This is a genomic window from Deltaproteobacteria bacterium HGW-Deltaproteobacteria-6, assembly GCA_002840435.1.
Lineage (GTDB): Bacteria > Desulfobacterota > Syntrophia > Syntrophales > Smithellaceae > UBA8904.
Genome location: PHAT01000001.1, coordinates 485,124 through 500,530, shown reverse-complemented (window position 1 = coordinate 500,530; position 15,407 = coordinate 485,124). Strand labels below are relative to the sequence as shown.

General features: G+C 42.4%; 15 protein-coding genes. 14 read left to right on the top strand and 1 reads right to left on the bottom strand.

Annotation, left to right across the window (positions count from 1 at the left end):
* Nucleotides 1–7: 7 nt before the first annotated feature.
* The 14 genes from CVU71_02230 (at nucleotide 8) to CVU71_02165 (ending at nucleotide 14,000) form a co-directional block, all read left to right on the top strand.
* The gene (locus CVU71_02230; GenBank protein ID PKN20623.1) at nucleotides 8–1,303 is read left to right on the top strand and encodes an ABC transporter ATP-binding protein; all 1,296 of its coding nucleotides are present in this window, start codon (nucleotides 8–10) and stop codon (nucleotides 1,301–1,303) included.
* Complete coding sequence (locus tag CVU71_02225) at nucleotides 1,300–1,980, top strand: FkbM family methyltransferase (GenBank protein ID PKN20622.1); 681 nt, start codon at nucleotides 1,300–1,302, stop codon at nucleotides 1,978–1,980. Before CVU71_02230 ends, CVU71_02225 begins: the two co-directional genes overlap by 4 nt.
* Before the next feature lie 99 nt (nucleotides 1,981–2,079).
* Complete coding sequence (locus tag CVU71_02220; GenBank protein ID PKN20621.1) at nucleotides 2,080–2,760, top strand: hypothetical protein; 681 nt, start codon at nucleotides 2,080–2,082, stop codon at nucleotides 2,758–2,760.
* 37 nt (nucleotides 2,761–2,797) lie between these two features.
* The gene (locus tag CVU71_02215; protein PKN20620.1) at nucleotides 2,798–3,730 is read left to right on the top strand and encodes a hemolytic protein HlpA-like protein; all 933 of its coding nucleotides are present in this window, start codon (nucleotides 2,798–2,800) and stop codon (nucleotides 3,728–3,730) included.
* The gene (locus CVU71_02210) at nucleotides 3,720–4,574 is read left to right on the top strand and encodes a hypothetical protein (protein ID PKN20619.1); all 855 of its coding nucleotides are present in this window, start codon (nucleotides 3,720–3,722) and stop codon (nucleotides 4,572–4,574) included. Before CVU71_02215 ends, CVU71_02210 begins: the two co-directional genes overlap by 11 nt.
* Nucleotides 4,575–4,576: 2 nt before the next feature.
* Entirely contained in the window at nucleotides 4,577–5,713 is a 1,137-nt protein-coding gene (locus tag CVU71_02205) for a hypothetical protein (GenBank protein PKN20618.1), read from the top strand.
* Complete coding sequence (locus tag CVU71_02200) at nucleotides 5,710–6,828, top strand: hypothetical protein (protein PKN20617.1); 1,119 nt, start codon at nucleotides 5,710–5,712, stop codon at nucleotides 6,826–6,828. Before CVU71_02205 ends, CVU71_02200 begins: the two co-directional genes overlap by 4 nt.
* A gap of 21 nt (nucleotides 6,829–6,849) precedes the next feature.
* Nucleotides 6,850–7,812: a hypothetical protein gene (locus tag CVU71_02195; GenBank protein PKN20616.1), complete on the top strand. Its 963-nt coding sequence runs from the start codon at nucleotides 6,850–6,852 to the stop codon at nucleotides 7,810–7,812.
* A gap of 45 nt (nucleotides 7,813–7,857) precedes the next feature.
* Nucleotides 7,858–8,625, top strand: a complete 768-nt coding sequence (locus CVU71_02190; protein PKN20615.1) for a glycosyltransferase — start codon at nucleotides 7,858–7,860, stop codon at nucleotides 8,623–8,625.
* Nucleotides 8,626–8,712: 87 nt separating this feature from the next.
* Nucleotides 8,713–9,735: a glycosyl transferase gene (locus tag CVU71_02185; GenBank protein ID PKN20614.1), complete on the top strand. Its 1,023-nt coding sequence runs from the start codon at nucleotides 8,713–8,715 to the stop codon at nucleotides 9,733–9,735.
* Nucleotides 9,736–9,791: 56 nt separating this feature from the next.
* A complete protein-coding gene (locus tag CVU71_02180) occupies nucleotides 9,792–11,036 on the top strand; it encodes a hypothetical protein (protein PKN20613.1) in 1,245 nt (414 codons plus the stop codon).
* 10 nt (nucleotides 11,037–11,046) lie between these two features.
* On the top strand, nucleotides 11,047–12,033 hold the full coding sequence (locus tag CVU71_02175; protein PKN20612.1) for a class I SAM-dependent methyltransferase: 987 nt from the start codon (nucleotides 11,047–11,049) through the stop codon (nucleotides 12,031–12,033).
* Nucleotides 12,034–12,120: 87 nt separating this feature from the next.
* A complete protein-coding gene (locus tag CVU71_02170) occupies nucleotides 12,121–12,987 on the top strand; it encodes a hypothetical protein (GenBank protein PKN20611.1) in 867 nt (288 codons plus the stop codon).
* Nucleotides 12,988–13,025: 38 nt separating this feature from the next.
* Nucleotides 13,026–14,000 carry a glycosyltransferase family 1 protein gene (locus CVU71_02165; protein ID PKN21044.1) on the top strand — a complete coding sequence of 325 codons (975 nt, stop codon included), beginning with the start codon at nucleotides 13,026–13,028 and terminating at the stop codon, nucleotides 13,998–14,000.
* Between the two features lie 214 nt (nucleotides 14,001–14,214).
* On the opposite strand, the gene CVU71_02160 is transcribed toward CVU71_02165, so the two are convergent.
* The gene (locus CVU71_02160; protein ID PKN20610.1) at nucleotides 14,215–15,351 is read right to left on the bottom strand and encodes a TetR family transcriptional regulator; all 1,137 of its coding nucleotides are present in this window, start codon (nucleotides 15,349–15,351) and stop codon (nucleotides 14,215–14,217) included.
* Nucleotides 15,352–15,407: the final 56 nt, after the last annotated feature.

The window sequence follows — 15,407 nt, the reverse complement described above, 5'->3', positions numbered from 1 at the left end:
AGGATTTATGAGCGACGTCATTATCAAAGCTGAAAATCTCGGCAAAAAATATATCATCGGCCACCAATCACAACAGGGAGGTTACACAGCTCTGCGCGACGTCCTTATGCAGAATGCCAGAATTGTATGGGATAAAACAAAAGATCTGGTAAAGGGGAAACCCATCATCCAGGGCGATACAACGGAAGAAGTCTGGGCGCTGAATGATGTGAGTTTTGAGGTCCGTCGCGGAGAAGCCGTGGGAATCATCGGGCGCAACGGCGCCGGAAAAAGTACGCTGTTAAAGGTCTTGAGCCGTATTACCGAACCTTCATCCGGACGGGTGACGATCAATGGCCGTGTAGCAAGTCTGCTGGAAGTTGGGACAGGCTTTCATCCGGAATTGACGGGACGGGAAAACATTTATCTTAATGGCACTATTCTTGGTATGACGCGGCAGGAAATAAAACGCAAGTTTGACGAAATAGTCGCCTTTGCCGAGGTAGAGAAATATCTGGACACACCGGTCAAACGATACTCCAGCGGCATGTATGTGCGTCTGGCTTTTGCAGTTGCCGCACATTTGGAACCGGAGATATTAGTAGTAGATGAAGTGCTGGCGGTAGGGGATGCTCAGTTTCAGAAAAAATGTCTAGGCAAGATGGGAGATGTAACAAAGGAAGGACGAACAGTGTTGTTGGTAAGCCATAATATGGCGGCTATCGAAAATCTGTGTGGAAAAGCCATACTCATGGATAATGGCCGCATCGCAATGCAGGGCAATACCGCAAAGGCTATTCAATACTATCTCGAGGTGGTAATCCCGTCTGTGATAGAAGAGATTCCGTTGGCTGCGAGGAAGGATCGATCAGGAAATGGCATAATCAGATTGACAAGTTTTCATATTGAGGATGTGCACGGTAATAAGCTGGTCGCCGCCCGCAGTGGAATGGATATAGTCCTTGTTTTTGGCTACCAGTCCCCAGCTTCGGAACAGTTGAGAGATGCTGATATCGGATTTTCGATCCGTGATAAGGAAACTCTCTCGGTATTATACAGCTCTTATGTCGGACAAACCTTTGAGACGGTGCCACCTAAAGGTCAATTCCATTGCCTTGTTAAGAGGATTCCTCTTGCAATGGGTCATTACCAGATAGGTGCACGTGTTACGGTGAGTGGAGAAGAAGCTGATTGGCCGCGTAATGCCGTCGGCTACCTCGACATTGAGGCGGGTGACTTTTATGGAACAGGCAGAGAAGGCTTCGGAGCTTCAGCTCCTCTGCTGCTGATGGGGCAATGGACAATTAGGGTGGACGTTCCATGATTAAGGATTCCCTGAGGGCGTTGCTGTCCCATTTCATAAAAAAATCATATGCACTGAACCAGCTTGATTTAAAACTGTTGCCTTACATCAATTTTCGACAAGGTGTTTTTATTGAAGTTGGCGCTAATGATGGCATAACATACAGCAACACACTGTATTTTGAGAAATACAGAGGATGGCGCGGCCTGCTGATTGAGGCCATCCCTGCATTGGCCGATAAATGTCTGCAGAACCGGCCCAAGTGCATCGTGGATAATTGCGCCCTGGTTGCTTCTGATTATAAAGAGAAAACCATTGAAATGAACTATTGTAACTTGATGAGCCTTGTGAAGGGAGGGCTCAACAGTGCGGAGGATGAACGAAAGCACATCCAAAACGGTAAACAGCATCTCATTACGGGTGAAGAAACGTATATTGTCAGTGTCCCTGCGAAAACACTGAGTCAAGTACTAAACGAGCATCATATCGGACATGTCGACCTTCTTTCTTTGGATGTAGAGGGATATGAGGCGCAAGTGCTTAAAGGCATCGATTTTGTTAACCATCGGATTGATTTCATGCTGATTGAGGTACGAAAAGCAGAAGATATTGAAGCAGCAATTGGAAATCTTTATAAACCCATTGCTATATTGAATATCGATAAATCCTATTCCGATATCCTGTATCAAAGGCGATAATTCTTCACACAATGAACGGTACCATTATTTTCTTTCTTATAGAGAATCTGCCATAACTGATGCGGTGCCAATATTTTGAGACGGTCAACAGGACATTTTATGTCAATCTTTAAGAATATTGTCGGTGATATACTCCCGCCCCGTCTGAGAGAGCTGATACATCTTCTCCTTCAATGGCATGCGATGGCAAAAAATAATGCGAAGATTGCTGAAAAAAACCGCCGTAAAATAGACGCACTCATGGAAAGCAACAATCCTGTCAAGCTTGAACTTGGTGCGGATCAGAATAGAGGTATTGTCGGTTGGACATACGTAGATATGAACGGCCAGTGCGACCTGACTCTGGATTTGTTACAACCCCTCCCCTTCCCTGACAATTGCGTTGAGATGATATATTCCAGCCATCTACTTGAACACTTCAGATATCCCGATCTAATAAACCTGCTCAATGAATGTCTGCGAATTTTGAAACCGGGAGGAATATTCAGCGCAGCAATACCAAACGCCAGGTTGTATCTTGAAGCGTATCATAACCCTGCTGATTTTGATCCTTCCCTGTTTTGCCGTTATGAGCCGGCTTATCATTACCATTCAAAGATAGATTACGTAAATTACATGGCATATATGGACGGCCACCACCACTACATGTTTGATGAAGATAATATCGACGCCATTCTAAGAAAAACCGGATTTAAGACCGTAAGACCAAGAGAATTTGACAAGAATCTTGACATGGAAGTCAGGAATTTCCAGACAATCTATGTACATTGTGAAAAATAATATATTCACTTAAAACTTCGCAACTGTCGGAACTTTTATGAGTCTAAAAACACCGGTTCTCTTTCTCATATTCAATCGCCCAACCACCACGCAGCGTGTCTTTAACGCCATCCGCTTGGCAAAACCGGCGCGGCTTTTTGTCGCCGCTGACGGCCCTCGCAGCGACAGTTCAACTGATGCGGAATTATGTAAACAAACACGAAAGATCATTGATGAGGTTGACTGGCCGTGTGAGCTCTTGATGCTGTTTCAAGAGAAGAATCTTGGCTGCAGGAAGGCCGTCAGTTCAGCCATCAACTGGTTTTTTGAACATGTGGAAGAAGGTATCATACTGGAAGACGATTGTCTTCCGGATCAATCTTTTTTTAGCTATTGCCGGGAATTGCTCGAATACTACCGGCACGATACCCGGATCATGCAGATTTGCGGTTTAAATGTTTTAACAGAGTGGCGCAGGTTCGGTCACAGTTACTTTTTTTCAAATTACGGTCCTATCTGGGGATGGGCCTCCTGGCGGCGGGCCTGGCAGCACTATGATGTTGACATGAAACTTTGGCCGGAAATAAAGCGGGAAAAACTTTATCCGGCATTTTGCCAGAACGGGAAAGAAACAGAATATCGGTTGAATCTCTATGATGAGGTCTATTCCGGTAAAATTGATACCTGGGATTATCAATGGGGATTCGCAAAGATGATCCATCATGGTTTATCGGTGATTCCTTCGGTAAATCTGATATCAAACATCGGCTTCGCCAAAGACGGCACCCATACCGTGGCAGATAAGAATAATCCCTATGCAACATTGGAAAAAGGCAACATGATATTCCCGTTAAATCATCCTGAATATATGATGCGGGACTGCTTGGCAGACCAGAGATATCTTAATGAATTCATGTCGATCATACCGGCAGAAAGTCATTTAAAGCGAAGATTATTCAAAAGGATACGCGGATTGAAAAGTGGAAAATAATTCTTATGATATATTGATTGCTACGGCAAATAAGCTTACAAAAAATTATTTTCGTAAATTTCTCTACACCCTTCTCATTCCCATTGATTACACAAGAACCAAGGAAATCCCGGCCATTCTTGACATGAGCGGCGTTCTAAAACGAAGGAATGAAAGACTGAGAATTCTGGATATCGGTTCGCCCCAGCTTCTATCACTCTCGCTTGGCGGTTATTCCGATTTATGGGATGTAACATATCTGAATTCCTACGAGCCGGAACTCGAGGACTTTCGCCAGAAGTCATCGGTTCTCGGTCTTAACAGACTGCATACTATCAATGCAGACATAACCTGTCTTGACGCTGTTTATCGCCTGGGAACCTTTGACTATATTTTTTCCTGTTCTGTATTCGAACATATCCACCCGGAAAATGGCGGCGATATCCTTGCATCAAGGGTAGTGCCTTGCCTGCTGAACCCTTCCGGTGTTTTCGCTTTTTCGGTTCCTTACTTTAAAACAAGATTTAATGAATATCTCGAGGGAGATGTTTATGCCGTCAAAGGCACACCCCAAATTAAAACATTTTTTCAGCGATTTTATGATGAAGAATCTTTGTACAATCAGATTATTATGCCAACTGGTTTAAATATTGCAAAAAAGACATACATCGGAGAAAGATTCTATTCGGCACATAATATCAAGAAGAGAATGGCTTTTCTTATCGGTGCCGGCAAGCGGTCATTTTTCATGGGTAGGTTCTTCAATAAACTATCCGATGCATTCATGGAAGAATCACACGATTATAAAAAATTAAGAAAACCTTACCTTGCCATCTACGCCTTGACCAAAGATTCCAATATCTGACTATGAAAAGAATAGGGCTGATTACAACACTGGATACCAATATTGGTGATGACTTCATACGTGAAGGCATCTGCCGCATCCTGCGGGAGGTCTTTAAAGGAGATGAAATCGAGTTCGTCCCGGTTAATAAACATAATCCATTCTCCGTTTACCCTTTTTGGCACCCCATTCATCTTCGTGACGCTCTTACGCATATTCCGAAGATTCCGGGAAAAGGATTAGCCAGAAGGTTCATTGAATTCATGGCTCCTAAGATTGGTTTTAGCAGCTTTGATAGCTGTGATTTAATTGTTCAGTGTGGTGCGCCTGTTTTCTGGCCTAATTGCAGTCATAATGAATGGGCCACACCCTTATGGAAAGATATTGCTGGCCGGCTGCATGAAAGTATTCCAATTCTTAACCTTGCTGCGGGCTCCTGCTATCCCTGGGAAAGACAACCTTTAATAATTGACACCCCTGGAGACGATAAATATCTGAAGGCGATACTCGGCTATTGTCGATTAACCACGGTTCGTGATCATCTTTCTCAAAGGTTATGTAAAACCCTGAGCTATGAAGTTCCCTTAATTCCATGCAGCGCGTTCTTAGTGGGAAAAGGAAATATTTTAAATGTAAAGCAGTCCGGCTACATCCTTATTAATTATATGAGTGGCGGCGGTCATTATGCGTGGGATCAGGAAATCGATGACCGGAAATGGGAAGACACTGTAAAAACAGTCATTGCCCGACTATCCAAAAGGCATAAGATGGCTTTTCTATGCCATGATGAGAAAGAGTTTGCTCTTACTAAAAAGATTAATTCAGAACTTCCAGTCTATTTTCCAAAGTCGCCACGGGAATATCTAACTCTTTTATCGGAATCTGCGTTTGCCATTTGCAACCGAATGCATGCATCAATTGCATTGGCTGGCATAGGAATACCTTCCATAGCTGTCTGTACGGATACTCGACTCTTGATGGTTTCACAAATCGGTCTTCCAACATATTATGTTAAAGATGTTAATGCTGATATGCTTGAAGAAGCAACAGAAAATGGTATCAATGATGGTAGCATTGAAAAGGATAGGCTTCTTTCTTTGCAGAATCAAGTTTGGGATAACTACATTACGGTTATTAACAAGGCGCTCCGCATCAAATGAGTAGAAAAAGGATTCTCATCCTCAGGCCGGACAACATCGGAGATGTTCTCCTGTTTACCGGTGCGCTTCAGCACATCAGGAATTTATATCCAACCGCTCATATTACATTTGCTGTCCAGCCGCACATAGTAAATTTAATTGAACTCTGTCCTTTCGTTGACAGTTGTATTTCAATTGATGATTTAACATGGTGGGGGAAAATAAAGAATCCAATAATCCGACGCCTGCATATCGGCGAGCAGATTATTCGAAAATCAAACCAATTATTCAATATATTTCACCATACTTTCGACATAGTTATATATCCTGTCAAATCACAGCATGTGCCTTACTTAAAGATTGCCCAGGATCTCAGGGCAAAAAAAATATATGGGATAACAGGCTGTAATGTTAATGCGCCGCGAAATGGGTTTCCTAAAGATCTACAGCCGAAAAGAATCCTATCAGATTACCTTGACGTTTCCGGCGATGATCCCTGGAAACATGAACTTATAACTACTTTGGATTTTCTTCGATTGTTGGGATGTCGGATATCATCAGTCGCGGAATTGCAGCCTCAACTCTGGTTATCGGCTTCGGACAATAATTTTCTGATTTGGGCAAAGGAACAGGATGCAAAAATTATTGGTCTATTCCCCGGAGCGTCTTTCTCATTTAAATGCTGGAATCCCAAAAATTATTTTACTTTAACAAAACTGATAGGAGGTAAAGTCATTTACGTTCTATTAGGCAGTGCGGCGGATAAAGATTTTACCGATCAAGCAGAATTAGAAATCAGAAAAGTATGCGGGGAAGCCGGAATTGTTAATCTCGTCGGAAAAACAACTTTAAGGGAATTAGCGAAGAACATCTCATCGTGCGATCTTTTGATCGGTATGGATACATCAGGCTTGCATATTGCCATTGCGTCTGGGATACCCACAATAGGGATTGTTTCCGGTGCACATTATAAACGATTCTTTCCCTGGGGGGATTCTGATAAACATATTATTTTAACAGAAATGATGGATTGTTTTCATTGTAACTGGATATGTCCCAAAGGCGATTTTGCCTGTATACAGAAGGTAACTCCAGTAACGGTTGCCAATGCCGCAAAAAAACTTTTGAAGATGTAAACCAAAAATCCTATCGGAATAATGACGAATAAGATAAGCTTTTCAATCTGTCCTGTCTGCTCCTCGAAAGCGACGGTATTTTATCAAAATTTGTCCGACGATCGTTATGGGTGTCCTGGTTCGTTTGATTTGTATTCTTGTATGGAATGCGGACATAAGCACCTCAATGCAAATTTCTCTAATAATAAATTATCATCACTTTACAACACCTACTATCCGCGAGTAACTTTCAATGCTGATAATATATCGCCGTTAGAGAGGGGAAAAGGATTTCACGCATGGCTTGACGGCGAGAACAGTTTTGCTTATCGATGGGTCCCCCGTAATGTACGCATTTTAGATATTGGTTGTGGTTATGGTGAAACGCTTGGATATCATAAGGAACGAGACTGTGAAGTATTTGGCGTTGAAACAGACGAAAATGTTCAACGGGTCGCGGACAAATTTGGATGTAAATTTCATGCCGGCCTTTTTAATCCCGATAATTATGAAACAGGATATTTTGATTATATAACCCTTGATCAGGTTGTTGAACATTTTTCACAACCAATGGAATCTATGACAGCCATTGCCCGAATACTAAAAAAAAACGGCACCGTCGTTATCTGTACTCCCAATCCCGAAGGTTGGGGAAGCAGAATATTTGGGAAAAAATGGATAAATTGGCATGTCCCCTATCATTTACAACTTTTTTCATACGAATCCATGAAGCGGCTTGCTGAAATGGCCGGCTTCAGGCTGGAACGTTACAGCACAATAACAAGTTCCAAATGGTTATATTATCAAATAGGCAGTTTACTTTTCTATCCTTCAGCAGGAGAACCCAGTAAGTTCTGGTCATCAAAAGACACACGCAGCCTGAAAGATAAATTATTTCTCAAAATTGTTGAATTAATCCATGCCATGAAGATAATGCATGTCGTTACTCGATTATTTGACGCAATAAAAACTGGAGACAATAATGTCTTCCTGCTGCGCAAATAAAAAAGTTTATAACAATCGTAAGTTTCAATCAATATGATTAGAAAGATGTCTATCATAACCCCTGTCTTCAACGGAATACGCTTTATCGAATCATGTATTCTGAACGTTGTTGAACAAAAGCTTTTAGACCTGGAACACATCATCATCGATGGTGGATCTTCTGACGGCACGCTGGATATCATCATGCGTTACGCGGAGCGACATGAGCACATCAGATGGATATCGGAAAAGGATAATGGGCAGTCCGAGGCCATGAATAAAGGAATCCTGATGGCCGGCGGTGACATTATCGGGATCCTCAACGTTGACGATTTTTACGAGCCAGGAGCTTTGCAGGAAGCTTTTGATATCATCAAAGAGCTCTCGGAACCTTCACTGCTTGTGGGCAACTGCAATGTATGGGGGGATCATGACAAATTCCTTTACACAAACAAACCTGCATACCTTGAATTAACGCAACTGTTGACCGCCGATGAATCCAGATTTCCCTTCCCTGTTAATCCATCAGCATATTTTTATCATAAATCACTGCACAGCATGATAGGTATGTATGACACAAGCGAACATTACACACTGGATTTAGATTATTTACTCAGAGCGGCAATGTATTTAAAACCCATCTATGTTGATAAAATATTCGGTAATTATCGATATATTGAAGGGACAAAAACGTTTGAGGATGTAAAGGATGGTTCGGGGAAAAAACGATTTAAACAATTAATTAAAAAATACCGTAAGATGTTGCCTCCTGAAAAAAAGCTGCATATTTTTTATTTAATAACATTCGGAAGATTGCTTCACTGGATTTGGTAATATAAATTTTGACTTAATTCTTTGAAATTCAACCAAGCATCAGGACGCAGGACCATCAGCGGGAATAATCTGAATAGCAAAATACAGATGGAAATAATGCAACCTTTCTTATCGATCATCATTCCGACTTATAATCGTGCGCATATGCTGTCAGTAACAATGGACAGCTTCCTCGAATTGAACTATCCGCAAAACAAATACGAAATCATCGTGGCGGATAATAATTCCACCGATAATACTCGGAAAATAGTGGAACGCTATGTCGGCAATTCACGCGCATCCGTCAAATATTTTTTTGAGGAGCGCCAGGGTGTTCATTACGCAAGAAACAGCGCGGCAAAGCAGGCAATCGGTGATATCCTCTATTTCACCGATGATGATATGATAGCTGATCCGGCGCTGCTCGATGAATTGGTGAAAATATTCGACTTATTTCCTGAAGTCGGTTGCGCAACGGGTCTTATTCTTCCATTGTTTGAAAAAGAGCCACCTCCCTGGGTCCGCCGTTGCCTATGGAATGGCTATTTGAGTCTGACGGAAAAGGACAAGCCGGAGGAACTGATTATATCAAAAAATGATATTGTATACAGCTGTCACCAGGCCATCCGCCGGAACCTGTTTTTTCAGGCAGGCGGCTTTAATCCTGAAAATACCGCCGGAACCTGGATCGGTGATGGAGAGACGGGTCTTAATATAAAAATAAAAAACCTGGGAGTTAAATTTGCTTACACATCAAAATCAGTTATTTATCACATGATTCCGCCAAGCAGAATGACTCTCGAGTACCTGATCACGAGAATTGGCAATCAGGGGTTTTGCGATTCGTATACCGATTACAGAAAGCATAGAGATAAATCAAAAATTCTTTCATTAATGCTCAGAAGAAATACTATCGGCATCGCAAAGACATTTTGCTTCACAATCCTGCAAATAGCCATGAGGAGACGCACATGGCATTTTCTCCCTGCTAACTTTATGTATTTTCACAAAAGGAATATTTATGATTTGAAGTTGTATAAGAATGAAAGTTTTCGAAAAATGACAGAGATTGATGATTGGATAAACAGTGAACAAATTAGCACGAAGCAAACGCGAGCAATCGACATCTGATCAGTTTTGGATATGAAATCCAACCTTACCGGAGATATCAAATAGGATGCAATGAGATGACTCATACAAGAAATGTGGCCTTCATTTTGTGCCGTTACCCTCTCGGCATTTCTTCAATGATTGTCAACAGCATCCGCATGTTTGCTGAAAAAGGCATCTCTGTGGATGTCTATATTGGCAAAAATTCGTTTGATGAATGTCCCATTATTTTTTCTGATTCAGGCACACGTACCTTTATATTCGAAGATAAAGGCTTTGGCTTCTTCTTCAGGATGTACCGGTTTATTATGAGAAATACCTCAAACCTTATTTATCCTTTACTGAAACGATGCTCATTCCGCACAGGTTTAATGGTCGCTTTTCCAGAGGTTTATCGGTTTTCGCGCTGGTTGAAGAGTGTCACAAACTTCGATCAATATGACTACGTATGCCCTGTCGATTGCTACAGCCTGATCTGCCTTCATGATGTGACGGATAAAGATAAACTGATTTATTACAGTATGGAACTTCACGACTGGAGCCCGACTAGTATTGTATATGGAAACAAATTAATTCTTAAAGAACTTGAATATCGATCGATCCAAGCATTAAAATGCGCTGTTTTACCAAGTCCCGCCAGGGCCGAATCATTTTGCAAAATCAATAATTTTGCACTGGAGAAGACCGAAATTCTTCCCGTTGCGGCAATGGGTGATCCGATATCGAAAAAAAGCAGGTATTTCCGCGATAAATTCTTAATTCCAGATCATCATATCATTGTTGTTTATTCTGGAAATTTTACCTCATGGTTTCAATGCGCTGAAATTATTGATGCCATGCAAGCATGTTCGCATCTGGATTGTTCGCTGGTAATGCATACCTGGAATAAAATGTCCACGGAAACAGGCTATTTTCAGGATATGATGAAACGTGCATTTGGACTGCCGGTGTTCTTTTCAAAAGAGTATATCCGTTACGACAATTTGACTGAAGTTTTATCGTCCGGCGATATTGGTCTGGCCTTTTATGAGTCTCTGGATGAAAATTTAACAGAAATACTTTTTTCCTCAAATAAAATAGGGGAATACTTAAAAGCAGGCCTGCCTGTCATAACATCTGATTTTAAGCCATTACAGGAGTTCGTTGCTAATAACAAAATAGGTCTTGCCGTCTCCGTTCGGGATATGCCTGAGGCGATTGAAGAAATATCCAGCAGGCTTGATGAATATAAATCCAATGCTCTTGTTTGCTATCAAACTCATTACCGTTTTGAACCCTATTTTGAAAAGTTCTATCAATATCTTTTTATGCGCGAATCGTAAGTGAAAAGACATGCACAATAACGACGGAATTCATACCATTCCCTGTCCGGACTGCAAGATTTGTGGATCTCCCGGTGTCTCAACTTATCAGGGGCTTCAAGACCGGTTATTTTCCACCTCCGGTTTCTGGAATCTTAAAAAGTGCTCAAACGCAGAGTGTGGAATAATGTGGCTTGACCCAATGCCTTTGGAATCGGATATTCATAAAGCTTATACTTCATATTACACTCATGACGGGATTTCCCCCAAAGAAAACTTCATCATACGATTCATTGCAGCAACCATTATCGGCATACTGAAATTATTGCTATTCCTTACACCCATCCATCGGGAACGGAGAGCCTTCCGCAGGATGTATCTGGAAAACATCAAACCGGGGAAATTACTTGAGGTCGGCTGCGGAAATGGCGCTCGGCTCACCCAACTGGCAGCACTTGGCTGGTCTGTCGAGGGTCAGGAAGTGGATCCGATTAGTGCCGCTGCCGCCAGAGAAAAAGGAATCAAAATACATCTCGGTCCCCTTGAAAATATCCGACTACCGGATGCATCATATGATGCCATTGTGATGAATCACGTCATTGAACATTTGCATGAACCTGTGAAGCTGCTTGCGGAATGCCGACGTCTCCTTTCACCACAAGGAACTTTAATTGCTGTAACTCCAAATGTCCGCAGCTATGGACACCGGATTTTCAAATCAAACTGGCGCGGCTTGGAACCGCCCAGGCATATCTTTCTTTATGGTCAGGAAAGTTTGCGTCATATTGCGCAACTGGCAGGGTTCGAAAATCCCACCTCATGGACCACGACGGCAGGTGCACATCATTTTGCACAGGGCAGTCTCAAAATCATCTACGGAACCAACAATCCCAATCCCTTTATTCAAATTCTCTACTCCTTTGGTCCTAAGCTCTTTCTGCTAATAGCAAGGATGGTTCAAGCTTTTGACAATGATTCGGGAGAAGAATGCGTTTTGATGCTGCAAAATGACAAATAAGCATCATTTTAAGAGCCTGATTCCCTCATAAAAACATAATCAACTTCTGTTTGCATACTAATTAATTTTGACAATAGGATATAAATAATGTCCACTGTTTGCGCCATCATTCTTGATTATTATGGAAGCATCAAAACAATTGCATGTTTAACATCTCTAATCAACCAGGGCCTTGATTCGGTCATGATAGTCGATAATTCCGGCAACCATCAGGCAAACATTCAGTTGCAAGAGGCTCTTCATAACTTCAATCAACGTGAAATACCTTTTACGATTTATCAAATTGTGAATCCGATGAATCTGGGCTATTCGGCCGGGGTTAATAATGCATTACGCTGGTTGGAGAAAAACCAGCCGCATCAATACTACCTTCTAATCAATAACGATGCCGAGGCTACTGCTGGCATGCTTCCGCAACTTCTTAAATTCATGAATAAGCAGGATAGGACAGCACTCGCTGCTCCTGTCATTGACACGGGAGTCAAACAAATCACATGCCATTGGTATCAACGTCTCAGCGGCCTTCTTTTTTCACACCACATCATCGGCACATTTCCGTTTCTCTCCGGATGCTGTCTGCTGGTTGATCGACAGATTATTAAGGATGGACTTTTTGACGAAGATTTTTTCATGTATGGTGAAGACATCGCACTCTGCTGGCGACTGAAGCAGATCGGTTGGAAAACAGCTTTTGTCCGCCAGGCAATCGTGCGCCATGAAGGGACAGGATCAAGCCGCCAGGGTGGTTATTTTTATGAATATCATCTGGCGCGGATGCATATTCTTCTGGCAAGTAAACTTGCCACTCATCGCTGGGAAACACCGTTTCTTTATTTCGGAAGACTGCTGACTCTTTCAGCACGGGCGGTTGTACGCGCAATCCGTTATCAATCATTAGTTCCTATTACGGCAAGTCTGCATGCCATGCAAAAACATAATGTTTCGACTGCATAGGAATAACAGTGACTGAACATAGTAATATCATAAGCCCCATGGCTTCCGGAAATGGAGCCTATGTTGTGCACAAGCTGCTGGAAAGCCATATACCGGGATATACCGTTATTCCATATAACCCATACAGAACATTGTTCCCTCCATCATTGCTCACATTGGGACGACTTAATCGATCCAGTTTGATTCATAGCACTCCAGATTATGCAATCTTTCATGCACAAAAAAATGTCCCGCTGATTTTGACTTTTCACAATTATGTTCTGGATAGATTTATGAAGGATTACAGCAGCACATTACAGAACATTCACTACCAAACAGATTTGAAGTTATTTACAAAGTTGGCCGTAATCAGGGCTGATATCATTACAGCGGTCAGTCATTTTACGGCAAATTTGGTGCAGAAAGAGATGACATTATCGGAGAGCATCAAGGTTATTTATAATGGCGTTGACCACACACTTTTTACTCCTGAAAAACAGCGCCAGAAACGGACAAACAGACTGAATGTACTATTTTGCGGGAATCTCACACGAAGAAAAGGCATGCAATGGATTATGCCTATCGTAAAGAAGCTTAACCGAAACATTAACATTGTTTACACGGCGGGTTTACGATCTTCCGGAAAATTGCCTGATCACCCTCAACTCCAATGTCTGGGTGCAGTTCCCTATCATAAAATGCCAGCCGTGTATCGAGATGCCGATATCCTGCTATTTCCGACTGTCCGGGAGGGTTTTGGCCTGGCAGCCGCTGAAGCCATGTCTTGCGGACTCCCTGTCATTGCCACTGATTGTTCTTCGTTGCCGGAATTGATCGATGAAGAAAAGGGAGGTTTTTTGTGCCCTCTGGGTAATGTTGTAGCTTTCGCTGATAAAATTCATTATCTCGCCGAAAATCCCAGGTTGCGTCGTGAAATGGGGGATTATAATCGGGCGAAAGTTGAACAAATGTTTACACTGGATAGAATGGTTGCGGAATATCAGGAACTATTTGAGAAAGCATTATCAAAATAAAAAAGGACATAGTATTTCTTTTCCATACGCTTCAGATAACTATTGAAATATAGAGACAACATTGTCTGTTCTGCTGTCAAGCAACAACCATACGTGTGTGCGGTTTTTTTGTATTTGGTTTCATTCAGCACTCTTATGATTTTCTGGCCGGCTTTCTCATGGCGGTTCTGGTTCACCATGAAGCCTGCGCTGTACATATGAAATGTTGGCTGATTCATGATCTGTTCGAACGTTCATGGGTCATTTGACCGCAGGATTTCGAAAGGAATTGACAAAACGTCTTCAGGTACCTGTCAGCAATTGCCTGCCATTGAAAATGCTGCCTGACATAATCCATAGCGCGCTGACTTGCAGCATGCAGGGCATCTTGATCATGTATTAATTTATTAATCCGGATCACGTATTCATCGGCGTTCTCCGGTGTCAACAATTGACCATTATCTCCGTCGGAAACGGCATCAGTCAGTCCCTCAAGACGCGAAGCAATAACGGGCAATCCGGAGGCGCCGGCTTCAAGCACTACCAGTCCAAATCCCTCCATATCACCTTCTACCCTGATATTCGGCTGTATGAAAATATCAGCGGCGGCGTAAAGTGTTCGAAGATCGGCATCGCTGACCCGTCCCAGCAGAAAGACGCGTGAGGCCAGTCCTTTCTTGAGAATATTTTTCTCTATCTTTCTCCGCATCGGTCCATCACCGGCAATTACATACACAATATCTTCGTCCAATTCCGTCAGAACGTTTTCCACGAACCAGCAAACACCTTTTCTTTCGATCAGGCGTCCTACAGTAAGGATGATGTGTCGATTACTCACATCGCAGCCGAGAAGGCGTTGGATGTCTTTAGGGTCATATTCTTTTGTGAAGTCATCAGGGTTGACACCATTGGAAATCACCCTGCATCTTTCTTTACTAAGGCCGCGCTTGATGGCTTCCTCGGCTGTTTGGTGGCTAACCGGCAACAGGACATCTACCATTGGCAAAAACCGCCGCACCCAGCAGTGCTGATAAATGGGATTGGGAAAAGTAAGATCAAGACCATGCAAAATGCAGCAGGTCAATGGTCGAGGCTTCACCAAGCGTAAAACCCAGGCAACAATTGAGAGCATACCGTCTCCAAACAGGATTACATCGTTTTCGGTTGCTTTCCACAAAGCATAGGCAATGGCGTATGGTATAAAAAGCGGCAGAAAACGTTTGCCATAACGATTGGCAACCAGTGTGACATTTGCTATTTTGCTGAGATGCCTGTGTATCTCGGCATTTTGTTTTTCAATACCACCAATCACAGGCGGAAATGCACGGGAAATGAACAGAATGCGCAGTCGACGAGTAGAATTATCTTTCATAGACCTTCAGTATTTTCATAAATATCTTGTACATATGCCTGTGCTATCCGTTACGG